The organism is Burkholderia sp. AU33545, from assembly GCF_020419685.1.
Classification (GTDB): Bacteria; Pseudomonadota; Gammaproteobacteria; order Burkholderiales; family Burkholderiaceae; genus Burkholderia; species Burkholderia diffusa.
Genome location: NZ_JAIZRQ010000004.1, coordinates 235,387 through 258,347 on the forward strand (window position 1 = coordinate 235,387; position 22,961 = coordinate 258,347).

Genomic DNA, 22,961 nt, shown 5'->3' on the forward strand with positions numbered 1-22,961 from the left:
ACGTATGTCTCGCCAGCGTCGCCGCGATTCAAGTAGTTCGGATGGATACCGCCGATATGCGACGTGCCGCGGGCAGAACACGCGCGCGCGAGGTTTCCGCGTGGCGCGGCACACGGGAAAAATGAAACAACTTGCTCGGCACCCGTCTTCGTCGATGGGCCAACTATGACGGCGGCAGGCATCAACCCGCCGCCGTGACCTCACGCATTGCGCGAGTACACGCGCCGATGCCGCACCGCTTCCGCCAGCACGTCCAGCACCGGCTCCGTCTGCGTCCAGCTCAAACATGCATCCGTAATCGACACGCCATACTGCAACGGCACGCCGGGCTTCAGATCCTGACGCCCGGCCTCGAGATGACTCTCCACCATCACGCCGACGATCCGGTGCTCGCCCTGCGACAGTTGCCGCGCAAGATCCTGCGCGACTTCGATCTGCCGCTCATGCGACTTGTTCGAGTTCGCGTGCGAGCAATCGACCATCACCTGCTCGCGCAACCCGCTCTTGCGCAGCACCGCGCAGCTCGCCTCGACGTGCTCCGCATCGTAGTTCGGCCCGTTCTTGCCACCGCGCAGGATCACGTGCGCGTCGTCGTTGCCGCGCGTCTCGAAGATCGCGGCCATGCCCATCTTCGTCATCCCCATGAACGCGTGGCTCGCGCGCGCGGCGACGATCGCGTCCGACGCGACCTGCACGCCGCCGTCGGTGCCGTTCTTGAAGCCGATCGGGCAGCTGAGCCCCGACGCGAGCTGGCGATGACTCTGGCTCTCGGTCGTGCGCGCGCCGATCGCGCCCCACGCGATCAGGTCGGCGATGTACTGCGGGCTCAGCAGGTCGAGGAATTCGGTCGACGCGGGGAGGCCGAGCGCGTTGATGTCGAGCAGCAGTTGCCGCGCCGCGCGCAGCCCTTCGTTGATGCGGAAGCTGCCGTCCAGGCGCGGATCGTTGATGTAGCCCTTCCAGCCGACGGTCGTGCGCGGCTTCTCGAAGTACACGCGCATCGTGATCAGCAGGTCGTCCTTCAGCGCATCGGCGGCGGCCTTCAGGCGACGTGCGTAGTCGAGCGCCTGGTCGTGGTCGTGGATCGAGCACGGGCCGACGACGAGCAGCAGCCGGTCGTCGCGGCCGTGCAGGATGTCGCCGATCGCGCGGCGCGTGTCCTCGACGAGCGTCTGCGTGGCGGCCGGCACCGGCAGTTCATCCTGCAGCAGCGCGGGCGAGATCAGCGGGCGCACGGCGCCGATGCGGACGTCGTCGATGCGCGTGGTGTCCTGCGTCGCGTCGGCGCTGCCTACCTCGCGATCGTGGGAAGGATTGTCGAGGTTCTGCATGGGGATTCTCCGGGGACGTCTGGAATGATGTGCAGGCTCGATTATGGCACTCGCGCGTGGCGGCAGCGAGGCGCGGCGGGGGACGGCGACCGGCGTCAAGGCGCCGGATGAAAAAAGGCGATCCGCGAAGGATCGCCCGGCGATCGATGTCGATGCGCGTGGCGGCTAGTGCAGCGTCTCGGGCGCAAGCGAATTGCTCGGCAACAATGCCGTCAGCGCGCAATTGCTCGGCGCGGCCTTGCCGCCGAAGCGGTCGTAGAGCCAGGGCAGCATCCCGGCCACCCAAGGCGCGATCGCGCCCGCATGTTCGAGCGGATATTCGGTGTACACGACCGGTACGCCGCTGGCACAGAATTTCTGCGCCAGCGCGCGCACATCGTACGCAAGCATCACGCCGTCGCCCACCTGGCTGCCGAAGGTGCCGTCGAGCACGCCGGCCGTGCCCTGACCGATATACATCGGAATCGTCGGCGACGCGGCCAGCCCGGCATTCACCTTGTTCGCGTAGGTCACGTACGCCGGAATGCTGTTGATGTCGTTCGCGTATCGCGGCTTGAACAGCGTCGCCCAATGCAGCCCCGTATACTTCGGCAGGATATAGGCGAGCGACTGGTTCTGGATGTCGCTGAACACGGCGATGCCGCTGTCGCTCAGATACGGCGTCAGATCGAAGCCGAAGCCGCGCGACAGCCCGGCGAGCGCAGCCGCCGCGACGCCGCCCCAGACGATGCTGCCGTCGACGTAGCGCAGGTTGTGCGCGGGATCGACCAGCACGCCGCCCTCGGCCGCGCCGACGAGTTGCTTGTTGATGTCCGGCGCATAGCTCGGCGCGAGTTGCGCGGCCCAGTTCGTCGCAATCGCACCGCCGGAATAGCCGATCATCGCGACCTTGCTGGTCGGCGCGAGGCCCGTCGACGGTGTGTTGAGCGCCGCGCGGATCGAATCGAGCGTCGTCATCCCGTATTCGGGGCCGGCGGCGAAGTCCGCCGTCTGGCCTTCCGTATCGGGCACGATCACGTTGTAGCCGAGCAGCAGCAGCGTCGACAGCGGGATCGATTCCGCGCTGTAGAGCAAGGTGCCGACGTTGATGATCTTCGTGACGTCGCGATCGCCGGCGATCACCTGCGACGGTTCGTCGTAAGGATTCAGCGAGTCGTAGGCCGACTGGTACGAGATCGCCCGGCCGTTGCTGACCGGGCTCCGGATCACCGACGTCACGTTGACGACCGGCCGGTTCTGCGCGTCGCTGGTGCGATACAGCAGCTGCTGGGCGGTCAACGCCGTCGGCATTCCGGCCACGTGATAGGTGATGGTTCGCGTGTTGAGCACCGTGCCGGGTGCAATCGATTTCAACGGCGTGGCGCCCGTATACGTGTAGAACGGGTCCGTCACGGTGGCCGCGCCGGCGTGAACCGACGACGTGGTGACGGCCAGCACGGCGGCCGCGATCGTCATCAAACGTTTGGAGAACATCGAAGTTGCTCCTGGGGATAACCTGCTTTTCATCGAGGAAGTTCGCGGTGTTGCGACTTGTCCGGATTGCGGCGTCAAGACGGGTTTCTGGCCATCGTCTGTCTCCTTTGAGTGAACTGTCCGTTCTGTTTTCGATATGTAATTTAGTAGGACTGCGAACCGGATGAATTGAAGCACAGCGAGAACGGAATTGATGCGGATTTCCCTTTGTTTGAAGGTAAACGCCTAAACTCCATCGCGACGATCGAAGCCGGCGGTCCCGACGAAGTCGCGGTCACCAACGCGTTCAAGACATGGTTCTTCGCGCGGTTCGACGCCGACGACGAAGGCGTGCCGGCGGAAGACGGTTTGCACGGTATCGTTCACTATCTGTCCGAACCGGCGCGCACGGAGCAGGGATGCCGCGTGAACGCGGATCTCGGTCCGGCGCCGGAGGCGGCCGTCGAGGATCTGCTGTTCCGGCTCGTCGACGCGGGCGCGACGCGGATCACCGTCGGCTGAATCGCCGTTCCATCCACGACTCACACGCAAACATGAAAAAGACACTTGCCGCGTTGCTGCTGTGCATCGCATTGCCTGCGTCGGCCGAAGTCAGCATCGAGGTGCTGTGCTTCAGGACGACCGGCGACAAACCCGTGCGCTTCGAGTTGCGCACGTATTACGACGACGTGGCGAAGTGGCAAGGTGGTGTCGTCCGCTACGCGAAATCGAAGGCGGCGATTCCGCTGCTGTTCAAGCACGTGGATCAGGAAGAACTCGCGGAAGGCCGCCCGTACCAGTTCACGACGACGTGGTGGGAAATGGTCGACGGCAAGATCAACGGTGAATACGAAATGATGAGCCAGGGTGCGATCGTCTATTCGATGACGTACACCAATGCGCGCACCGGCAAGAAGACCGACTTCGCGTGGGCGCAGGACGTCGATGCGTCCGAGAAGACGGGGTGCCGCTGGTAGCGCGGATTCGAGCGATGCCGGGAGGCGCGTTCGTCACCCGGCGCGCCCTCGGCCGCGCCGGTGTCGAGTTGGCTCGGGCGGTCAGCCGGCGTCGCCTGGGGTGTCGACGTCGATCCCGAGTTCGGTCGCCATGCGCTGAACGAGCGCGTTCAGCCGCGCCACCTCATCCGCAAGCCGCTTCTGTTCGGCCTTCAGCGCCTCGAACTCGGACGGCGGAACGGAGTCCGCGCCGGCGCCCGCATCCGAACCGGCGAATTCGGCGATGTTCACCTCGCCGCACATCAGGTGCATCCAGCGATTCTCGCGCGCACCGGGCGCGCGCGGCAGCCGGATGACGAGCGGCTGCGCACGCGCCGCGAGTTCGTCGAGAAACGCCTCCACCGACGAGATATCCGCGAAGCCGTGCAGGCGTGCGCTGTTCAGGCGCAGTTCGGCGGCCGTCTGCGGGCCGCGCAGCAGCAGGATCGTCAGCAGCGCGATCGCCTGGCTCGGAATCCCGAGCACACGGTTCATGTTGTGCTCGAAACGCGGCACGCGGCTGCTGCTCCCTTCCATCACGAGGCTCAGATGCTTGAGCCCGTCGAGCGCGCTCGTGACTTCGTCCTCGCTGACGTTCATCACCGGCGAGCGCGCGGTTTTCTGGTTGCAGCCCGAGGTCAGCGCATTCAGCGAGAGCGGATAGGTGTCGGGCACGGTGTGCTGCTTCTCGACGAGCACCCCGAGAATGCGGGCCTCGAGAGGCGTAAGTTCGCGCAGGGCGCGTGGCGTGGGCATGTCCGGCGTGGTGTTCATGGATGCGTCGCAGCGTGCAGCAAGTGAAGGGAAACGGTCGCGCCCCGTCCGGCGTCGCGAACGGGCGAGCCATATGATAGCTCGCGACGTGGGGCTCGGCGCCACTCGCGGCCATGGCGTGCGGACTTGCCGCAGCCCGCTTTCGTCCAACGTATCGGCCACGCGGCGGTGCGCGGCGGCGCATGCGTTCGACGTCCCGAATTCACGCACCGCGCCTGCGCGCGGCGTCGCCCCGCGTTTGCGCGTCGCGCGGGCCGGCGGTACGATACGCGTTCACTTGGGGATGCGGTGCCGCACGCGGCAGACCTCGCGCGCCACACCAGCACCGCGCATCGCCCGTCCCGCACGCCGTGCGCGCCACGCATGTGCGCCACGCGTCAACACGGTTCATCCGTTCACTCGTTCACCGCCATGACTGCATCCATCTCAGCGCCGCCCGTGCGCGCCATCGTCACCGGACACACGCGCGGCCTCGGCGCGTCGCTCGCCGAACAATTGCTGCAGGAAGGCATTGCCGTGCTCGGTGTGTCGCGCAGCCGTCATCCGTCGCTCGCCGCGCAGGCCGGCGGCCGTTTCGCCGAAATCGAGCTCGACCTGTCGGACACGTCGGCCATCGCGACGTGGCTCGCCGGTGACACGCTGCGCCGCTTCGTCGACGGCGCGTCGATCGTGCTGCTCTTCAACAACGCGGGCATCGTCGATCCGATCGGCCCGCTCGACGCGCAGGACCCGGCGCTCGTCGCGCGCGCGGTCGGCGTGAACGTCGCGGCGCCGCTGATGCTGTCGGCCGCGCTCGTGCAGGCGGCAGCGGCTCCGACCGAATGCCGGATCCTGCACGTGTCGAGCGGCGCCGCGCGCAACGCGTATGCGGGCTGGAGCGTCTACTGCGCGACCAAGGCGGCGCTCGATCATCACGCGCGCGCCGTCACGCTCGACGCGAACCGCGCGCTGCGGATCTGCAGCGTCGCGCCGGGTGTCGTCGATACGGCCATGCAGGCGACGATCCGCTCGACCAGCGAAGCGAACTTCCCGATGCGCGAGAAATTCGACCAGTTGAAGTCGAGCGGCGCGCTGTCGACGCCCGAAGCGGCCGCGCGGCAATTGATCTGCCATGCACTGAGCGACGCGTTCGGTTCGGCGCCGACGGCGGACGTTCGCGAACTGTCCGCGACCTGATCCGGGATAGAATTTCGCGGTTGCCTTTCCCCGAGGATCCCCCGATGGTCACGAAGACCACCGCACCGTTCCAGCAGATCAAGACGCTCGTCCGCCAGCATGTCGATGCGGGCGACTGGCGCCCGGGGGACCGCATTCCGTCCGAACTCGATCTTGCCGCGCGGTTCGGCGTCGCGCGCATGACGGTCAACCGCGCGCTGCGCGAGCTGACCGAGGAAGGCGTGCTGAAGCGCATCGCGGGCGTCGGCACCTTCGTCGCCGAGGTGAAGCCGCAGTCGAACTTGCTGATGATCGCGCATATCCGCGACGAGATCCGCGCGCGCGGCCACGAGTACCGCTGCCGCGTGCTCAGCCAGTCGCGCGAGCCTGCATCATTCGACGTCGCGGCCGCGTTCGGGCTCGCGGTCAACACGCCGGTCTTTCACGTGGTGTGCGTGCACGAGGAAAACGGCCGCCCGATCCAGCTCGAGGATCGCTACGTGAACCCGGCCGCCGCGCCCGAATTCATCGACCAGGATTTCCAGGCCGAGCCGCCGTCCGAATACCTGTTCAACAACGTGTCGCACTACGAACTGGAGATCGAGCACGTGGTCGACGCGTCGCTGCCGACCGGCGAACAGGCGCGGCTGCTCGACATGCGCGCCGACGAGCCGTGCCTCACGCTCACGCGCCGCACCTGGACGAACGGACTGCCAGTCACGTTCGTGCACTTCCTGCATCCGGGCAACCGCTACCGGCTCGGCTCGCGCTTCAAGCCGGGCGCCGGGCGGCACCAGACCTGAACCTTCCCCGACACTCGAAAACGACCACGCGCGGCGGCCGCTTCATCGCAAAACGGACGCCGCACGCGTGATCTCACCCGATGGCGTCGCTCTGCGTCGCTCACGCTCAGATCGCCCCGACCTGCCCCGCGCCACGCGACCACACGACCGGAAACAGCGCATGCTCGAGCGGCGCGCCGTCCGGCAGTTCGTCCGCGAGCCCCGGGAAATCGGGCGACGTCTTCCAGCGGCGCGGCGCGTGACGGATGTCGTCGCCGACGAAGCGGATCGAGAACGCGCGCCGGCGATTCTGCGTGCCGCCCGACGCATGCAGCGTGAGCATCCGGAAGCACACCATGTCGCCCGGCTCGAGCGCCCAGTGGCGGATCGGGAACGCCGCGCGGTCGGCTTCGATGTCGGGCAGGTCGGCGAGGCTGCCTTCCGGGAACCACTTCGCCTCTTTGTCCATGAACGTGCGCGGCATCAGCCACGGCCCCTGGTGCGAACCCGCGACGAATTCCAGCGTCGATTCGAGCGGCACCGGATCGACCGGAATCCACATGCTGACGTTGTCGTCGCCTTCGATGTTGTAGTACGGCTGGTCCTGGTGCCACGGCGTGCGCTGCCGCGTGCCGGGTTCCTTCACGAGCAGGTGGTCGTGATGCAGCCGCACCGTCTGCGTGCCCATCAGCGCGGCGGCCACCGACGGCGCGGGCGAGCGCACGATGAAGTCGCGGTACGCGTCGTTGTGCTGCCAGTTGCAGAAGTCCTCGAAGAACCAGCCCGGGTCGTCGGGCCGGCTCGCGACCTTCGCGCGCGCGCTGGGCTGCGCGAGGTTCGCGTCGATGCCGGCACGCAGCGCGGCCACTTCGTCGGGCGAGAAGATGCCCTTGATGCAGACCGCGCCTTCCTCACGGAAGGCGGCGATCAGCTCGGGCGTCACGGCTTGCGCGACGCGCTCCTGGATACTCGTCATGGTTTGCCTGTCGATGGAATGAATCACGGAGTCACGGTGCGACGCTCACTGCTTCGCGCCGTAGATGTCGAAGTCGAAGTATTTCGCGGCGATCTTCTGGTACGTGCCGTTCGCGCGGATCGCGACGATCGCGTCGTTCAGCCGCTTCTTCATCTCGGCGTCGCCCTTGCGCACGCCCATCGCGACGCCGTAGCCGGTGATGCGCACGTCGGTCACGTCGGGGCCCGCGAACGCATAGCCCTTGCCGCGCGGCGTCTTCAGGAACGAGTAGCCGGCCTGCGTCTTGTCCTGGAAGGTCGCGTCGAGGCGGCCGTTCACCAGATCCTGATACACCTGGTCCTGGTTCTGGTACGACACGATCGTCACGCCCTTGGTCGCCCATTCGGCCTTCGCGTACGCCTCCTGCGTCGTGCCCTGGTCGATCCCGATGCGCTTGCCGGCGAGCGACGCGGCGGTCGGCAGCAGCTTCGAACCGGCCGGCGCGACGAGCGCACCCGGCGACGCGTACAGCTTGTTCGAGAAGTCGATTTGCTTGAGTCGCTCGTCGGTGGCCGTCATCGCGGACATGATCACGTCGAACTTGCGCGCGCGCAGCGCCGGAATCATCCCGTCGAAGCCCTGCTCGACCCACACGCATTTCGCGCGCAACTGCTCGCAGATCGCGTTGCGCAGGTCGATGTCGAAACCGGCGAGCGAGCCGTCGGGCTGCTTCGCCTCGAACGGCGGATAGGTGGGATCGATGCCCCAGCGGATCGTCGCCGTGTCCTGCGCGAACGCGACGAGCGGCGCGAACGCCAGCGCGGAAACGACGAGCTTTGCAGTGCGGTTCATGGTGTGTCCTTGTGGTCTCGACGCGGCGGGCGAGCGCCGGGCGTCCGTTGGGGAGCGTCGTGCCGGCAGGCCCGGCGCGGTGCGCGAAAGACTGGGACTTCGATGAAACTGCGACGCAGTCTAGACCGCACGATATTCGAGCGCAAGCCGAGCGAATGAACGTGGAGCCCACGGGCGGGAATTGCATGGAGAATTCGCGCCGAAAGAGCGATGTAACATGCACAATATAAAAATTTACCGGAAATTCACGGGCGTTCACGCGTTTACCCGGTAATGCGCACAGTCGGCGGAGAGTGTATTTGATTGAATATCCACAAGCCGGGACGATCGGGAATCACCCCTCGCGATTTACCCGGACCGGGTTCTGACCTATACCGCGTTGATGTTACGGTCGAACCGATTCATGTGATCGGCGCTCATGTCCGCGCGCGCCGCCTCCACATGATTGCCGTGCACCGCGATCGGCCGCGCCGCGCGGCAGCGCCTCCGGCGCCGGGTCCGGCGAAACCGCGATTGCCCACGGGCTCGGGCCATGTTAAAAGTCGTCGCATGTATTTGTAAATGAAATGCTCGACGCCGGAAAAGTGCAGAAATGAATAGACCTTTGTTCGACCTCGACCTGTTGCGCGCGCTCGTGATGGTCGCCGACTGCGGCAGCTTCACGACCGCGTCCGCGCGCCTGCATTCAACGCAGTCGACGGTCAGCCAGAAGGTGCGGCGCCTGGAGGAGATCGCCGGGCATCGCCTGCTCGACCGCGGCACGCGCGACGTGCGGCCGACTGACGCCGGCGTGACGGTGCTCAGCTACGCACGGCGCATGATCGCGCTGAACGACGAGATGCTGGAAGCGCTGTCGGGCGCGACCGTCGCGCTGACGATCCGGCTCGGCGTGCCCGACGATTTCGCGGCGGGCCGCACGACCCATGCGCTCGCTGCCTTCAAGCGCGATCATCCGCAGGTGAAGCTTGAGGTGATGTGCGGGTTGAGCCGCGACATCTGCGCGGCCTACGATCGCGGCGAGCTCGATCTGGTGCTGATCAAGCAACGGCGCGACAGTCGCGAGGCGGTGGTGCGCTGGCCGGAGAAGCTGCGCTGGATCGACAGCGCACAACATCCGACGATCGAGCTCGATCCGGTGCCGATCGTCGTGTTCCCGCCGCGCGGGCTCTATCGCGACGACATGATCAAGGCGATCGAGGAACGCGGCCGCCGCTGGCGGATCAGCTTCACGACGTCGAGCCTGAGCGGCATCCAGGCGGCCGTCGCGGACGGGCTCGGCATCAGCGTGCTGCCCGCGCGCGTGGTGACCGACGACCACGTGGTGCTGACCGAGGAACACGGCGGCTTCGCGCCGATCGAGAACATGGACATCGCGATCCTGCATCGGCCGACGGCCGATCCGATGGTCAGCGAACTGACGAAGGCGCTCGCGGCGATGCTGGAGCAGGAGGAGGAATGAACGCGGCGATGCCGGTCGGCATCAGCCGAGCAACCGCGTGACCGGGGAAGGCACGCGCGTCAGAACATCGTGTTCCCGTTCGCCGCCTGCTCCGGCACCGGCTGGTTCACGTCCCAGTGCTCGACGATCTTGCCGTTCTCGAGCTTGAAGATGTCCATGATCGCGCTGCCGCGTGTGCCGGGTTCGCGCACCGCATGCACGTGCAGGATCACGTAATCGCCGTCGACGAACGAGCGCTTGATCTCGCTGTGCGACTGCGGATACTTGTCCCGCAGGAACGCGACGAACTTGCGAAAGCCGTCGCGGCCGTCGGCCGCGTTCGGGTTGTGCTGCACGTAACGATCGCCGACGTACGCGAGCGCGGCGTCCGCATCCTTTTCATTCAGGCCTTTTTCGTAGAACGCGAGCACCGCCCGCCGGTTGGCTTCCTGCTGCGCGTCGGTCGGGCCGGCCGCCACCGCATGCGCGGCGCTCGCGGCGACCAGGGCCGCCGTCATCCATCGTGCGGCCCGTGCCGCTGTCGTGCGTCGCATCGTCGTCTCCCGGGAAATCCGGCTGAAAACCGGATCATACCGGGGCGACGCTGCGCTCACGCTTCACTCAGACCAGCACGCCGTTGCGCGCGACGATCTTCCCCGACGACACGACAAGCCGCCGCGTCGGCCGCGCGACGACGGCCTCGGCGAACGTCAGCGCATCGACGAGCACGACGTCCGCACGCTTGCCCACCTCCAGACCGTAGTCGGCGAAGCCGCAACCGCGTGCCGCGCCGTGCGTCACGCAATCGAGCGCGACTTCGAGTGCGTCGTCACGGCGGAAATCGTTGCGCATGCCGATCAGCATCGCGCGTTCGAGCATGTCGGGCGACCCGTACGGCGTCCACGTATCGCGCACGCCGTCGTTGCCGCCGATCACGGTCACGCCGGCCGCACGGCACGCGGCGACCGGCGGCACCGGCACCGCGGCCGGCGCGGTCGTGACGATCGCGACGCCGAGTTCGGCCATCCGCGCGAGCAGCGCGTCGCGCTCGCGTTCGGTGATATCGCCGAGACAGAACCCGTGACTGATCGTGACCTTGCACTGCATGCCAAGCGCGGCAGTGCGCTGCAGGATGAGGTCGAGCGAGTACGCGCCCATCGACCCGCGCTCGTGCAGGTGCAGGTCGAGCCCGCGACCGTGACGCTCGGCGATCCCGAACAGCACGTCCACCGCCTCGACCGGATCGCCTTCGATCGCGCACGGATCGAGGCCGCCGAGCAGATCGGCACCGGCGGCGAGGGCTTCGGACAACAGCGCATCGGTGCCCGGCCGCTTCAGCACGCCCGACTGCGGAAACGCGACGATCTGGATCTCCACCTGGCCGCGCAGCGTCTCGCGCGTCGCGAGCACGCCGTGCAGATGCCGCAGCCCGGCTTCGGTATCGATGTCGACGTGCGTTCGGATGCGCGTCGTGCCGGCCGCGAGGAACGCGCGCGACAGCGCGAGCGACGCGGCGCCTGCATCGTGGCCGCTCGTCGCGCGGTAGTTGCGTTCGTTCTCGATGCGGTCGACCAGGCGCGGTCCCACCGCGTTGCGATACCACGGCATTCCCCAGCGGGTCTTGTCGAGGTGCGTGTGGCCTTCGACGAGGCCGGGCAGCGCGAGCGCGCGCGCACCGTCCTCGATCGCGCAGCCGGCGGGTGCGTCGAGCGACGGGCCGACGCGCGCGATGCGCTCGCCTTCGATCAGGATGTCGAGTGCTTCGTCTGCATGCGTGCGGACGTTGCGGATCAGCAGGTTCGTCATGTCGGTTCCTGTGTGGTCGGTCAGTGCAGGGCCTTCACGATGCACGCACCGCGACGGCGGTCAGGTCGTTATCGCGTGAAACGTTGTGCCGGCGCGAACGGCGCACCGGTATCGCTTTCGCCGCGGCGGAACACCCAGCGTTCGGCCGGCACGCCGGCGACGGCGGCGGCCGTATTCGGCGCGCGCACCGCGACGAAGCTCGCTTCGCAGCCAACCGCGACGCCGTAGTCGGCCTTGCCGATCGCGCGCGCGCCGGCATGCGTCGCCATGTCGAGCGCGATGGCGAGCGCTTCGTCGGTGTAGAAACCCGAGCGGTAGCCGACCATCATCGCGCGCTGCAGCATGTCGCCGTTGCCGTACGGCCACCAGGCATCGCGAATGTTGTCGTTGCCGGCGAACACGTGCACGCCCGCGTCGCGCAGCTGCCGCACCGGCGGGAATGCGCAGTCGCCCGGCGCATTGGTCAGGATCGACACGCCGGCGCCGGCGAGTGCCGCGGCCGCACGCGCGACCTCGCCATGATCGACCTGGCCGAGCGCATACGCGTGGCTCACGTTCACGCGGCCACCGAGGCCCGCCGCGCGCGTGCGCGCCGCGATCCGCAACAGTTGCGCGATGCCGGTCTCGCCCGGTTCGTGCAGGTGGATGTCGATCTTCGCGCCGCGCTTCTCGGCGATGCCGAACACGATGTCGAGTTGGCCGTCCGCGTCGCCGTCGAGCGTCGTCGGGTCGATCCCGCCGACCACGTCGGCGCCTTCGCGCACGGCCGCATCGAGGATCTCGGCGGTGCCCGGGCACGTCACCACGCCGGCCTGCGGGAACGCGACCAGTTCGATGTCGACGACCCCGCGCCATTGTTCGCGCGCGGCCATCACGGCCTGCAGGTTCGACAGGCCGGTCGTCGCGTCGACGTCGACATGGCTGCGCATCGCGATCGTGCCGAACGCGGCGGCCTGCGCGATCAGCGCATTCGCGCGCTCGACGATCGGCGGAGCGGCCGCGAGCTGGCGCTTCTCGACCGCGAGCCGCTCGCGCAGCGAGCCGACCGGTTCGTGCGGCACCCAGCGGTCGCCGACGAAGCTCTTGTCGAGATGGATGTGGCCGTCGACGAAGCCGGGCAGCACGACGCGCCCGCCGAGGTCGATCGTTTCCGCACCGGGCGTGGCGGTGCAATCGGCCCCGATCGCGACGAAGCGGCCGTCATGGACGGCAAGGTTGACGGGCTGGCCGCCGGCATCGACGGCGTTGGTGAAGAAGCGATCGGTCATGACTCGGAACGTGTGGGGCGGTCGCTGCGCGACGCCGGCTCGGATGGCCGAAAGAACCGCGGCCGGCACGGCCCGGCGGTTGGCAGGGAATGCGGTCACGATATCGGACGCGATGGCCAGTGGCCAATTAAATGTCGCGATGCCGCGCATTCGATTTCGCGATATACGGACGGGCCGCCCCGTCGGGCCTGGCGCGGCGATCGGGTGCGATCGCCGGGACGGTGCCCGCATTGCCGACAAGCGTGCCTCGGCACGGTCGCGGCCTGGCGGAGCGCGCCGCCTCGCCCGGCCGCGATTTGCGCGGCAACAGACTTTACACGTTGTTACCCGGCCGCACCGGACGCGCATCCGCCCTTTCCTTATACTCACGCCGAGTTCGCCACCCGTCCGGGAATTCGTCGGCGAACACGTTGCCGATGCAGGAAACATCATGATGCGCATGCCTTCCACGAAGACCGTTCTGTTCGCCTCGCTCGTCGCCGTGGCGGCGCTTCCGCTGACCGCCTGTGTCGCGCCGGGATACTACGGCGCGCAACCGGGCTATCCGCAGCAACAGTACGCGACGCCCGGTTACGCGCAGCCCGCGTATTCGCAACCCGGCTACGTGCAGTCGCAGCAGCCGGCATATCCGAGCCAGGCCCCGCAGTACGACCAATACGGCAATCCGCAGCCTTATGCCGGCCAATATGGCAACGGCTACGGCACGCAATACGGCACCGTCACGAACATCCAGCCGGTCAGCGGCTCGATCGGCACGTCGGGCGTCGCCGGCACCGTCGTCGGTGCGCTGGTCGGCGGCCTGGTGGGCAACCAGTTCGGCCGTGGCCACGGCCGCGATGCTGCCACCGTGATCGGCGCGCTCGGCGGCGCCGTCGCCGGCAACCAGATCGGCCAGCAGATGGGCGCGGCCCAACCGCCGAGCAGCTACCGGATCGACGTGCAGGTCAGCGACGGCTCGACGCGCTCGTTCGACGTGCAGTCGCCAGGCAACCTGCGCCCGGGCGATCGCGTCCAGATCAACGGCAATCAGCTGTCGCGTTATTGATTTGGGTCGCGTGCACCTGAGCTGATCGGGTGCATCGCGGACACCTCACGTCGCGTCCGCATTTCGCGCGTCCGACGCCGTGCGCCGCTTCGGCGCAACGCACGGGCGCGCATTGCTTCATCCCCGCTCCTTCCATCAGCGCGGCACGCTTGTCGCGTACGGCACTGCACCGTCACGCGCCTCACGTCGCGCACCGGCCGCGGTCGGGCTCGCATCGAACGCTGCGGCCGACATGTCCGCATCCGGTTCGTTGCCGCTCGCGTCCCTTCGACGCCGAGTGCGCGATTGCCCGCAGACATCGCGAACGCTCATCCATTCTCCACGCGTCATCTCCATCGCCCTTCGCGCATCGGCGCCCTTCATCACGCGTGCCGATCGGGCAAACGAGTGCGTGCGTTTCCGCTTAGCATTGTCGATGCCCTGCCGCGCATTGCGCCGCAGATTCCGATATCACGGCACACCAACGACAATCCCGACCGATGATCACGATCCGCCTGCTCGATGCCGCCGACGCGGCGCAATTCCAGTCCGTCCGCCTCCGCGCGGTCGACACGTCGCCGACCTCGTTCCTGCCGACCCGCGACGAAGAAGCACGCGTCCCGCTCGATGAATTCGCGACGCGCATCACCCCAACCCACGAGCGCGCCGTGTTCGGCGCGTTCGACGACGCAACGCTCGTCGGCATCACGGGCGTGCGCCGCGATGCGCGTGCCAAGGTCGCGCACAAGGCGACGATCTGGGGCGTGTTCGTCGACCCCGCGTATCGCGGGCGCGGCATCGCGCAATCGCTGCTCGACAACGCGACCGCGCACGCAGCGCAAGCGTGGCAGTGCATGCAACTGGTCCTGTGCGTGAATGAAATCAACGGCGCCGCGGAACGGGTGTACGCGTCGCGGGGGTTCGTCCGGTTCGGCACGGAACCGCGTTCGCTGTTCGTCGACGGCCGCTTCTACGACGAACACCACATGGTCAAAACGCTGGCATGACGCGTCGCGTTCGCGCGCCCTTGGCCGGTCCGCACGCGAATGCCTCTCCACGCCGTTACGTCATCGCTTGTCGGTGAACGTCGTGTTGACAGCCTGCCCGGCGATCGTCACGTTCGTCAGGTCAACCGCCGCGTTGGGCACGGTGCCGGCAGCAAATGCTCGTGTGGCTGCGAGCGGTCCGCCGAGCACCGCACCGCCTGCGGGTGTGCCGGTCCAGCCGATGAAATCGCGGCGCGACACCTCTGCTGCGGCGAAGGCGATCGGACGGACGGAGGCGATCGGCAGCGGTTTGCGGCCATGGGCATTCCTTCAATGGTTGGGGTATCGACACGCCAGGCGGCGGACCTCCATTCATACGTCGTCGCACCACAAGGCAAAGCCTCGCCTGATCGAAATCGAGGATGCATCTGTCGCTTACCTCCTTTCAAAGCCGCTTTCATCGAAATGTGTGCGCACACTCACTTCTCAGTGACAGAGAAAAGACATATGTCGTCGTATCTTTATGCGCAGAAACTCGATGTCTGATGGATACGCGGTCAGGCCCGAATCGACCGCGCGCATGGAATATGACAAGCTCTCGGAGGCATCACCCGTCCATGCAAACCCGTCACAGGAGCCTCAATTGCAGACCCGCCACGGAGTCGACCTCATCCGCGCCCGCGCGCTGTTCGATCGCGAGCGCCGTGCATTCACCGAAGCCATGCCGATCTCCCGCGCGTTGTCCGCGGAAGCGTCCGAGCATTTGCTGTTCGGCGTGCCGTTGCACTGGATGCAGGACTGGTCGACGCCGTTCTCGCTGGTCGTGAAGGAGGCGCGCGGCGCGACGCTCACCGACGTCGACGGTCATCGCTACGCGGACTTCTGTCTCGGCGACACCGGCGCGATGTTCGGCCATGCGCCCGAGCCGGTCGCGCGCGCACTTGCCGAACAGGCGACGCGCGGCTACACGACGATGCTGCCGAGCGAGGACGCCGCGTGGGTCTCGCGCGAACTCGCGCGCCGCTTCAAGCTACCCGTCTGGCAATTCGCGTTGAGCGCGAGCGACGCGAACCGCTTCGTGCTGCGCTGGGCGCGCGCGGCCACCCGCCGCAACACGATCGTCGTGTTCAACGGCTGCTATCACGGCACGGTCGACGACGTGTTCGTCGACCTCGTGGACGGCCGCCCGGTGCAGCGCGACAGCCTGCTCGGGCAGTCCTACGATCTGCTCGCGAACACGCGCGTCGTCGAGTTCAACGATCTCGACGCGCTCGAGGCGGCGCTGAAGGACGGCGACGTCGCGTGCGTGCTCGCCGAGCCGGCGATGACAAACATCGGGATGGTGCTGCCCGATCCGGGCTTCTGGGAAGCCGCACGCGCACTGACGCGCCGCTACGGCACGCTGCTCGTGATCGACGAAACGCACACGATCAGCAGCGGCCCCGGCGGCTACGCGGCCGCGCACGGCCTCGAACCGGACGCGCTGGTAGTCGGCAAGCCGATCGCGGGCGGCGTGCCGTGCGCGGTCTACGGGTTCAGCGCCGAATTCGCGGAGCGCGCGAAAGAGGCGAAGCTGAACGCGCCGCCCGGCCATTCCGGGATCGGCACGACGCTCACCGCGAATATGCTGGCCATGCACGCGATGCGCGCGACGCTCGCCGAAGTCGCGACCGATGCCGCGTATACGCACATGTTCGAACTGGCCGCGCGGCTCGCGACCGGGCTCGAACGGGCAATCGCGAAACACGGGCTGCCATGGTGCGTGACGCGCATCGGCGCGCGCACCGAGTTCCAGTTCACGCCCGTGCCGCCGCGCAACGGCACGATTGCGGGCGAACAGCTCGACAGCGAGCTCGAGCACATCGTGCATCTGTACCTGCTGAACCGCGGCGTGCTGATCACGCCGTTCCACAACATGATGCTCGTGTGCCCGCAGACGACGACCGACGACGTCGATACGCTCGTCGCGCGGTTCGACGCGTGCCTGGGCGAACTGGCGTGACGTGATGCGGCGGCCGTTCGGCTCGCCCGCAGCGGCAAACCGAACGCGCGCCCGGCGCTACTTCGGCAAATCCGTCGGATCGACCTGCGTGCCGGGCACGCCTGCGGTGCGCGCGCTCGCTGCAAGCTCGTCGCGCAGCGCCGCACGCGGATCGCCGCCGCCGACACGCTGCCCCGACGCGGCGGCGCCATCGAGCGCCGGCAGGATGTAGCCGTTCACCATCCGCCGGAACAGCTTCACGTTCTCCGCGTCGCGCAGGCCGCCGTCCACCGGCAGCACGCCGGTCATCACGATCACCGTGTTGCGCTTCGGCAGCACCGTGATGAATTGCCCCTTGAAGCCCATCGCGTCGAATTCGGGCTCGCGCTCGACGATGTTGTTAATCCACCAGTAGTAGCCGAAATGCGGCGACACGCGCGGCGACGTCATCTGCGCGATCCACGCCTGCGGCACGACCTGGCGCCCCTGCCAGCGCCCGCCGTCGAGCACGAGCATGCCGATCTTCGCCATGTCGACCGCGCGCAGCCGCAGCCCCCAGCCGGCCGATACGAGCCCCGTGCGGTCCGCGCGCTCCCATGCTGCGCGCTTCATGTCGAGCGGGCCGAACAGGTGCGCCTGCGCATAGCGCTCGACGGGCTCGCCGGCCGCCGCGCTCAACATCGCCGATGCGAGGATCGGATTCACGTCGGTGTACTCGAACGCGGCGCCGGGCGCTACCTTCGGCGCGGCCGACGCGGCGAGCTTCAGCCGGTCCGGCGCGGTGTAGTAGATCGGATCGTCCTTCGGGCTGAAGTCGTAATGCAGGCCGCTCGACATCGACAGCACGTGCTTCAGCTCGATGTCGCGCTTGTCCGCGAGCGCGTCGCCGAGATCGGGGCGCCACGCGGTGAGCCGCGCGGCCACCGGCTCGTCGAGATGCACGGCACCGCGATCGACCAGGATGCCCGCGACGAGCGACGTCACGGCCTTCGTCACCGAATACAGCTCGTAGGTCGAATCGCGCGACGCGTTCGCACCGTAGCGCTCGAAGATCAGCTTGCCGTCCTTCACGACGAGCAGGCTGTACACGTCGAGCTTCTGCTCGCGGATCCAGCGCGACAGCTCGACGAGCTTGCGCGAATCCACGCCGACGTCTTCCGGCGCAGCCGCCGCGATGCCGGTTTCATGCAGCGGCGGCAGCGCATCGGCCGCGTGCGCCACGGATAGCACCGGCGCCGACGCCAGCGCGCCGCCGCCGATCAGCAGCGCCGCAACCCGCGCGAGCAGCCGTCGCATGAAAGGCGCCGCCGGGCGCCGCCCATCGCGACGCCACATGGACAAACGGTCAATGAAATTTGCAATCCTCATCAAATCTCCGGCGCATCGTTGAACGCTGCGGCGGTCCCGGGCACGCCTTTCGTGCGACGGCTGCGCGCGAGTTCGTCGCGCAGCGCCTGCGTGGTTTCCGCGCGCTCGACCGGCGGCTGCGCGGGCGCAAGCGCCGGCAGGATGTAGTCGCCGACCATCCGCCGATACAGGTTCAGATAGGTCGCGTCGCGCAAGCCGCCGTCGGTCGGCAGCAGGCTCGTCATCACGATGACCGCACGCTGCGCGGGCAGCACCGTGATGAACTGCCCCTTGAAGCCCATCGCGCCGAATTCCGGCGTGCCGTGTTCGACGACGTGGCTGATCCAGCAGTAATAGCCGTAGTCGGCCGCGGCCGGCGACGGCGTGGTCATCTGCCGGACCCAGCCGGCCGGCACGACCTGCTTGCCGTTCCAGCGGCCGTTGTCGAGCAGCAGCATGCCGATCTTCGCCATGTCGACGGCGCGCAGCCGCAGGCCCCAGCCGCCCGCCACCGCGCCGGTGCCGTCGGCGCCGCTCCAGCGGTAATGCGCGAAGCCGAGCGGCTCGAACAGCCGCTTGCGCGCGAAGTCGTCCTCGCGCTCCCGCGCGGCGATCGACACGGCGGTGCCGACCAGCACCGGGTTCACGTCGATGTAGTCGAAATGCGTGCCGGGCGGCTGCGTGGCCCGGCTCGTCACCGCGACGCGCAACCGGTCGGGCGCGTCGTAATACAGCGGATCGGTGCCTTCGCGCGTCGTGTAGCGCAAGCCGCTCGACATCGACATCAGATGCCGCAGCTCGATGTCCTGCTTGTCCGCGAGTTCGCTCGCGAGATCGGGCCGCGCGGCCGCGATCAGCGGCGCGACCTTGGTCGACGGGTCGAGCTTGCCCTCGCCGTCGAGGATGCCGGCGAGCAGCGCGGTGATCGTCTTCGTCACCGAATACAGCTCGTAGTTGTTGTCGCGCGTGAGGCCGTCGCCGTAGCGCTCGAATACGATCTTGCCGTCCTTCACGACGACGAGGCTGCGCACGTCCATCCGGTCGCGGCGCAGCCATTCGGACATCCGCACGAGCGGCGCGGAATCGACGCCGGCCGCTTCGGGCACGACGCTCGGCAGGTCCTGCGGCCCGCCGCCCGCGGCCAGCGCCGGGCCGCCGCACGACCCGGCGACGATCGCGGCGGCCGCGATGCCGCGCATTGCGTGGGAAATGCTCATGCTTGCTCCTGTGGAAATGCGCATCCGCCGTTGCCGGCGGAGCGGCACATCAAATTGCCGTGAAGTCAGTCGAGACACGGTTTGCCGGCCGGCAGGAACTGCCCGCGCCCCGGCTCTGCGGCGAGCAGCCGGCCATCCTCGACGAGCAGTTCGCCGCGCGACAGGCAATGACGCGGCCAGCCCGTCACCTCGATCCCTTCATAAGGCGTGTAGTCGACAGCATGATGCAGCGACGCATTCGCGATCCGCACGCGCTTGTCCGGGTCCCACACGACGATATCCGCATCGGCGCCGACCGCGATCGCCCCCTTGCGCGGATACAGCCCGTACAGCTTCGCGGGCCGCAGCGACGTCAGCTCGACGAACTGGTGCAGCGACAGGTGACCCTTGCGCACGCCGTCGAACAGCAGCGGCAAGCGCGTCTCGAGCCCCGGAATTCCGTTCGGGATATGGTCGAACGACACGGCATGCCCGCCCGGATGCTTGCCGCACGGATCGTCGTAGTTGAACGGCGCGTGATCGGACGAGAATACCGAGAACACGCCCTGCTTCAACGCCTTCCACACGGCCTGCTGGTTCGCCGGATCGCGCGGCGGCGGGCTGCACACGCACTTCGCGCCTTCGTACCCGTCGTGACCGCCATGGCCGAGATCGGCTGCCGTCAGGTACAGGTACTGCGGGCAGGTTTCGGCCAGGATCGGCAATCCGCGCGATTGCCCCCAGCGGATCTGCTCGATCGCCTCGGCACCCGACACATGCACGATCAGGATCGGCACGTCGACGAGTTCCGCGAACGCGATCGCACGATGCGTCGCCTCGCGCTCGACCACCGCCGGCCGCGCATGCGCGTGGAAATGCGGCGCGACGTGGCCGTCGCCGAGCAGCCGCTCGGTCAGCCAGCCGATGCAGTCCGAGTTCTCCGCATGCACCATCACGAGCGCGCCGTGCTCGCGCGCGACCGACAACACGTCGAGCATCTGCCGGTCGTTCAGCTTCAGGTCGTCGTAGGTCATGTACACCTTGAACGACGTGTAGCCGTTCGCGATCAGCCGCGGCAGTTCCTCGGCCAGCACGTGCGGCGTCGGATCGGCGACGATCAGGTGAAAGCCGTAGTCGATCAGCGCGCGCCCTTGCGCGCGCCGGTGATAGTCGTCGACGGCCGCCTGCAGCGACTGCCCCTTCGCCTGCGCGGCGAACGGCACCACGGTGGTCGTGCCGCCGCACAGCGCGGAGCGCGTGCCGGACAGGAAGTCGTCGGCCATCTTCAGCCCGTCGGGCATCGGCTGGTCGAGATGGCAATGCGCATCGACGCCGCCCGGCATCACCAGCATCCCGGTCGCGTCGAGCTCGCGCGGCGCGCGCGGGAGCCCGTGGCCGAGCATGGCCACGCGCCCCGCGCGGATGCCGATGTCGCACGAGAACCGGTCCGCCGCCGTCACGACGTCCGCGTGACGGATCACGAAATCGAGATCGTTCGACATGGCGCGCGCCTCAGATCACGTCGCTGAAGAGACGCCCCCAGCCCTTCACCTGCCGCGTGTCGTAGTCGGCGAGCTGCAGCGACTTCCACACGACGGTCGAGATCGTGTCGTAGATCGGAATGCCCGTCTCTTCCTCGAGCGCCGGCACCAGGTGCGCGGCGTTCAGGTTCGTGCAGAAGATCGAGATCGCGCGCGGGCCGGCCTTCGCGACTTCGCGCACCATCCCGCCGATCTGGTCGCCCGTCACTTCGGAGAACGAGAAATTGACCTTGAGATTCAGGTGGCGCTCGGCGATGCAGTTCAGCCCCGAGCGGCGGTAGTTGTCGACGATCTTCGTCTGCACGTCGTCGAGGTACGGCGTAACGAGGCCGAACTCGTGCGCGTGGGTCTTCTTCAGTATCTCGTTGAGCGCGAGCACGGAGGTCGTGGCGGGAATCCCCGTCGCCTCGGTGATGCGCTGGCACAGCCGCTCGTCGGCCTCGAAGCCGAGCCAGCCGGACGACGTGCCGTTCCACGCGATCACGTCGACCTTCGCGTCGGCGAGCAGCATCGCGGCCTGGATGATCTTGTCGTCGTCGAACTGGCCGAGCGCCTGGCCCGTCAGCGAGATCTCGGTGACGGGGAAGCGCGCGAAGTGCGCGGACACGCCCGGCAGGCCGGCGACCATCGCGCTCGTCAGCGGTTCGAGCGACGTGTTGGACGACGGGGTGAGCATGCCGAGCAGGGTACGTTTCTTCATGATGGGTTTCTCTCTACCAGTGAATGCAGTCGATGCAGTGAAGGCGGTCAGTCAGACCGGGAGCTTGTTTTCGTAGTCGATCGCGCTGGAGCACACGAGCAGGCCGACGCCGGCCGCCGCGAACACCATCAGCGCAAGGAAATAGGAACCGGTGAACTGCACGATCGTGCCGACGACGATCGGCACGGTGATGCCGCCGATGTTGCCGCCGAGGTTCATGAAGCCGCCGAGGAAGCCGATCTTGTTGCGCGTGCCGAGCGACGACGGAATGCACCAGTACAGCCCGCACCACCGCAGGAAGAACAGGGTCGACGACAGCAGCGCGACGCACACGACCGGGCTCTTCACGTAGGCGACGGAAAAGATCGACACGGTCGCGATCACGGCCGCGATGCCGAACAGCGTGCGCATCACGACGTTCGGACGGCCGCCCGCGGCCTTCCACTTGTCGGCGATCCAGCCGCCGAGCAGCTCGCCGACGAAGCCGCAGAAAAAGATGATGAAGGTCGAGCCGCCCATCTGCTTGATGTCGAAGCCGTGCACCTTGTGCAGGTAGTTCGGCATCCACGTGAGCAGCCCGTAGAACACGCTGTTGAAGCACATCCAGCCGAAGAACATGCACCACACCGAGCGGTACTTGAAGAAGTCGCGCGAGCGGCCCGACGCATTGGCCGGCTCGGCCGCGAGATCACTCGCGTGCGACGCCTCGATGTAGTCGGCTTCGAGATCGTTGACGCCCGGATGCTCGCGCGGCGTATTGCGGATGTAGTACCACGCGAGGAAACCGGCCAGCACGGTGCCGACACCGGCGACCGCAAACGCGAGCCGCCACGAGCCGAGCAGCGCGATCAGCCCGGCGATCAGCACCGCGCCCAGGGCCGCGCCGAGCGGCGCGCCGCCGTCGAGCAGCGTGGCGCCGCGACCGCGCTCGGTCTGCGTCATCCAGATCGCGTTGAGCTTGCCGCCGGCCGGATAGATCGGCGCTTCGGACGCGCCGAGGCCGAGGCGCGTGAGCAACAGCGACGGCGCGTTCGTGCACAGCGCGGCGATCGCCTGGAAGAAGCCCCAGAACACGGTTGCCGTCGCGATCACGATGCGCGGCTTGAACCGGTCGGCCAGCATCCCGCCCGGGATCTGCATCACCGCATAGGTCCAGAAGAACGAACTGAGGATCAGACCCTCCATCGCCGGCCCGATGTTGAACTCTTGCGAGATGTAAGGCATGGCGACGGACAGCGACGCGCGATCGACGTAGTTGATCGCGATGAGGCTCAGCATGACGACGAATATCTTCCAGCGGACAGCGGATTTGCCGACCGTCATGGCGGCGACACCGGAGGTTGAAGACATGGACGGACTCCAGGAGTGAACGAGGATG

General features: G+C 67.5%; 21 protein-coding genes and 1 pseudogene. 8 read left to right on the forward strand and 14 right to left on the reverse strand.

Annotated elements, in window-relative coordinates; genetic code table 11:
- Positions 1 to 200: 200 nt before the first annotated feature.
- Positions 201 to 1,331 (reverse strand): 3-deoxy-7-phosphoheptulonate synthase, encoded by a 1,131-nt coding sequence (locus tag LGM71_RS14900; protein WP_059528867.1) that lies wholly within the window; start codon positions 1,329 to 1,331, stop codon positions 201 to 203.
- 165 nt (positions 1,332 to 1,496) lie between these two features.
- Positions 1,497 to 2,804 (reverse strand): lipase family protein, encoded by a 1,308-nt coding sequence (locus LGM71_RS14905; protein ID WP_226115246.1) that lies wholly within the window; start codon positions 2,802 to 2,804, stop codon positions 1,497 to 1,499.
- Positions 2,805 to 3,041: 237 nt separating this feature from the next.
- Here LGM71_RS14905 and LGM71_RS14910 point away from each other — a divergent pair.
- Both LGM71_RS14910 and LGM71_RS14915 read left to right on the forward strand, forming a co-directional pair.
- Positions 3,042 to 3,305: pseudogene (locus LGM71_RS14910) on the forward strand (hypothetical protein); the annotation flags it as partial.
- Positions 3,306 to 3,337: 32 nt separating this feature from the next.
- Entirely contained in the window at positions 3,338 to 3,760 is a 423-nt protein-coding gene (locus LGM71_RS14915) for a hypothetical protein (RefSeq protein ID WP_124901747.1), read from the forward strand.
- Positions 3,761 to 3,841: 81 nt separating this feature from the next.
- On the opposite strand, the gene LGM71_RS14920 is transcribed toward LGM71_RS14915, so the two are convergent.
- Positions 3,842 to 4,552: a YceH family protein gene (locus LGM71_RS14920; protein ID WP_151049887.1), complete on the reverse strand. Its 711-nt coding sequence runs from the start codon at positions 4,550 to 4,552 to the stop codon at positions 3,842 to 3,844.
- A 411-nt stretch (positions 4,553 to 4,963) separates the two neighbouring features.
- Between LGM71_RS14920 and LGM71_RS14925 the strand changes: the two genes are divergently transcribed.
- A complete protein-coding gene (locus LGM71_RS14925; RefSeq protein WP_226115247.1) occupies positions 4,964 to 5,728 on the forward strand; it encodes an SDR family oxidoreductase in 765 nt (254 codons plus the stop codon).
- A gap of 44 nt (positions 5,729 to 5,772) precedes the next feature.
- Positions 5,773 to 6,510, forward strand: a complete 738-nt coding sequence (gene hutC / locus LGM71_RS14930; RefSeq protein ID WP_226115248.1) for a histidine utilization repressor — start codon at positions 5,773 to 5,775, stop codon at positions 6,508 to 6,510.
- 106 nt (positions 6,511 to 6,616) lie between these two features.
- Here the strand turns inward: hutC and LGM71_RS14935 are convergent, their stop codons facing one another.
- Together LGM71_RS14935 and LGM71_RS14940 are read right to left on the reverse strand one after the other, a co-directional pair.
- The gene (locus LGM71_RS14935) at positions 6,617 to 7,465 is read right to left on the reverse strand and encodes a phytanoyl-CoA dioxygenase family protein (protein WP_059604797.1); all 849 of its coding nucleotides are present in this window, start codon (positions 7,463 to 7,465) and stop codon (positions 6,617 to 6,619) included.
- Between the two features lie 45 nt (positions 7,466 to 7,510).
- Complete coding sequence (locus tag LGM71_RS14940; RefSeq protein ID WP_124901752.1) at positions 7,511 to 8,296, reverse strand: ABC transporter substrate-binding protein; 786 nt, start codon at positions 8,294 to 8,296, stop codon at positions 7,511 to 7,513.
- Positions 8,297 to 8,888: 592 nt separating this feature from the next.
- Here LGM71_RS14940 and LGM71_RS14945 point away from each other — a divergent pair.
- Positions 8,889 to 9,755 (forward strand): LysR family transcriptional regulator, encoded by an 867-nt coding sequence (locus LGM71_RS14945; protein ID WP_226115249.1) that lies wholly within the window; start codon positions 8,889 to 8,891, stop codon positions 9,753 to 9,755.
- Positions 9,756 to 9,814: 59 nt separating this feature from the next.
- Here the strand turns inward: LGM71_RS14945 and LGM71_RS14950 are convergent, their stop codons facing one another.
- The 3 genes from LGM71_RS14950 to LGM71_RS14960 form a co-directional block, all read right to left on the reverse strand.
- Entirely contained in the window at positions 9,815 to 10,288 is a 474-nt protein-coding gene (locus tag LGM71_RS14950; RefSeq protein ID WP_226115250.1) for a nuclear transport factor 2 family protein, read from the reverse strand.
- Positions 10,289 to 10,355: 67 nt separating this feature from the next.
- A complete protein-coding gene (locus LGM71_RS14955; RefSeq protein ID WP_226115251.1) occupies positions 10,356 to 11,540 on the reverse strand; it encodes an amidohydrolase family protein in 1,185 nt (394 codons plus the stop codon).
- Positions 11,541 to 11,608: 68 nt separating this feature from the next.
- On the reverse strand, positions 11,609 to 12,808 hold the full coding sequence (locus LGM71_RS14960) for an amidohydrolase family protein (protein ID WP_226115252.1): 1,200 nt from the start codon (positions 12,806 to 12,808) through the stop codon (positions 11,609 to 11,611).
- A gap of 430 nt (positions 12,809 to 13,238) precedes the next feature.
- Here LGM71_RS14960 and LGM71_RS14965 point away from each other — a divergent pair, with 430 nt between their 5' ends.
- Positions 13,239 to 13,853 carry a glycine zipper 2TM domain-containing protein gene (locus LGM71_RS14965; RefSeq protein WP_059604781.1) on the forward strand — a complete coding sequence of 205 codons (615 nt, stop codon included), beginning with the start codon at positions 13,239 to 13,241 and terminating at the stop codon, positions 13,851 to 13,853.
- 479 nt (positions 13,854 to 14,332) lie between these two features.
- On the forward strand, positions 14,333 to 14,839 hold the full coding sequence (locus LGM71_RS14970) for a GNAT family N-acetyltransferase (RefSeq protein ID WP_124901758.1): 507 nt from the start codon (positions 14,333 to 14,335) through the stop codon (positions 14,837 to 14,839).
- A gap of 60 nt (positions 14,840 to 14,899) precedes the next feature.
- Here LGM71_RS14970 and LGM71_RS14975 read toward each other — a convergent pair whose 3' ends face one another.
- Positions 14,900 to 15,079, reverse strand: coding sequence for a hypothetical protein (locus LGM71_RS14975; RefSeq protein ID WP_264160522.1), 180 nt, complete (start codon positions 15,077 to 15,079; stop codon positions 14,900 to 14,902).
- Positions 15,080 to 15,461: 382 nt separating this feature from the next.
- On the opposite strand from LGM71_RS14975, the gene LGM71_RS14980 reads away from it, so the two are divergent.
- Complete coding sequence (locus LGM71_RS14980; RefSeq protein WP_226115253.1) at positions 15,462 to 16,820, forward strand: aspartate aminotransferase family protein; 1,359 nt, start codon at positions 15,462 to 15,464, stop codon at positions 16,818 to 16,820.
- A gap of 57 nt (positions 16,821 to 16,877) precedes the next feature.
- Here the strand turns inward: LGM71_RS14980 and LGM71_RS14985 are convergent, their stop codons facing one another.
- From LGM71_RS14985 to LGM71_RS15005, 5 genes are all read right to left on the reverse strand, one after another.
- A complete protein-coding gene (locus LGM71_RS14985; RefSeq protein WP_226115254.1) occupies positions 16,878 to 18,095 on the reverse strand; it encodes a serine hydrolase domain-containing protein in 1,218 nt (405 codons plus the stop codon).
- 71 nt (positions 18,096 to 18,166) lie between these two features.
- Positions 18,167 to 19,363, reverse strand: coding sequence for a serine hydrolase domain-containing protein (locus LGM71_RS14990; protein WP_226115255.1), 1,197 nt, complete (start codon positions 19,361 to 19,363; stop codon positions 18,167 to 18,169).
- Positions 19,364 to 19,428: 65 nt separating this feature from the next.
- A complete protein-coding gene (hydA, locus tag LGM71_RS14995; RefSeq protein ID WP_226115256.1) occupies positions 19,429 to 20,844 on the reverse strand; it encodes a dihydropyrimidinase in 1,416 nt (471 codons plus the stop codon).
- Between the two features lie 10 nt (positions 20,845 to 20,854).
- Entirely contained in the window at positions 20,855 to 21,583 is a 729-nt protein-coding gene (locus LGM71_RS15000; RefSeq protein WP_059604763.1) for an aspartate/glutamate racemase family protein, read from the reverse strand.
- 51 nt (positions 21,584 to 21,634) lie between these two features.
- Positions 21,635 to 22,933 (reverse strand): MFS transporter, encoded by a 1,299-nt coding sequence (locus LGM71_RS15005; RefSeq protein ID WP_124624587.1) that lies wholly within the window; start codon positions 22,931 to 22,933, stop codon positions 21,635 to 21,637.
- Between the last annotated feature and the right edge of the window lie 28 nt (positions 22,934 to 22,961).

Excerpts from the sequence above, each read along its gene's own strand:
- LGM71_RS14945 (WP_226115249.1), top strand. The coding sequence starts at position 8,889 with ATGAATAGACCTTTGTTCGACCTCGACCTGTTGCGCGCGCTCGTGATG.
- LGM71_RS14935 (WP_059604797.1), bottom strand. The coding sequence starts at position 7,465 with ATGACGAGTATCCAGGAGCGCGTCGCGCAAGCCGTGACGCCCGAGCTG.
- hydA (WP_226115256.1), bottom strand. The coding sequence starts at position 20,844 with ATGTCGAACGATCTCGATTTCGTGATCCGTCACGCGGACGTCGTGACG.
- LGM71_RS14955 (WP_226115251.1), bottom strand. The coding sequence starts at position 11,540 with ATGACGAACCTGCTGATCCGCAACGTCCGCACGCATGCAGACGAAGCA.
- LGM71_RS14950 (WP_226115250.1), bottom strand. The coding sequence starts at position 10,288 with ATGCGACGCACGACAGCGGCACGGGCCGCACGATGGATGACGGCGGCC.
- LGM71_RS15005 (WP_124624587.1), bottom strand. The coding sequence starts at position 22,933 with ATGTCTTCAACCTCCGGTGTCGCCGCCATGACGGTCGGCAAATCCGCT.
- LGM71_RS14900 (WP_059528867.1), bottom strand. The coding sequence starts at position 1,331 with ATGCAGAACCTCGACAATCCTTCCCACGATCGCGAGGTAGGCAGCGCC.
- LGM71_RS14920 (WP_151049887.1), bottom strand. The coding sequence starts at position 4,552 with ATGAACACCACGCCGGACATGCCCACGCCACGCGCCCTGCGCGAACTT.
- LGM71_RS14965 (WP_059604781.1), top strand. The coding sequence starts at position 13,239 with ATGATGCGCATGCCTTCCACGAAGACCGTTCTGTTCGCCTCGCTCGTC.
- LGM71_RS14915 (WP_124901747.1), top strand. The coding sequence starts at position 3,338 with ATGAAAAAGACACTTGCCGCGTTGCTGCTGTGCATCGCATTGCCTGCG.
- LGM71_RS14960 (WP_226115252.1), bottom strand. The coding sequence starts at position 12,808 with ATGACCGATCGCTTCTTCACCAACGCCGTCGATGCCGGCGGCCAGCCC.
- LGM71_RS14970 (WP_124901758.1), top strand. The coding sequence starts at position 14,333 with ATGATCACGATCCGCCTGCTCGATGCCGCCGACGCGGCGCAATTCCAG.
- LGM71_RS14925 (WP_226115247.1), top strand. The coding sequence starts at position 4,964 with ATGACTGCATCCATCTCAGCGCCGCCCGTGCGCGCCATCGTCACCGGA.
- LGM71_RS14985 (WP_226115254.1), bottom strand. The coding sequence starts at position 18,095 with ATGCGACGGCTGCTCGCGCGGGTTGCGGCGCTGCTGATCGGCGGCGGC.
- LGM71_RS14940 (WP_124901752.1), bottom strand. The coding sequence starts at position 8,296 with ATGAACCGCACTGCAAAGCTCGTCGTTTCCGCGCTGGCGTTCGCGCCG.
- hutC (WP_226115248.1), top strand. The coding sequence starts at position 5,773 with ATGGTCACGAAGACCACCGCACCGTTCCAGCAGATCAAGACGCTCGTC.
- LGM71_RS15000 (WP_059604763.1), bottom strand. The coding sequence starts at position 21,583 with ATGAAGAAACGTACCCTGCTCGGCATGCTCACCCCGTCGTCCAACACG.
- LGM71_RS14990 (WP_226115255.1), bottom strand. The coding sequence starts at position 19,363 with ATGAGCATTTCCCACGCAATGCGCGGCATCGCGGCCGCCGCGATCGTC.
- LGM71_RS14905 (WP_226115246.1), bottom strand. The coding sequence starts at position 2,804 with ATGTTCTCCAAACGTTTGATGACGATCGCGGCCGCCGTGCTGGCCGTC.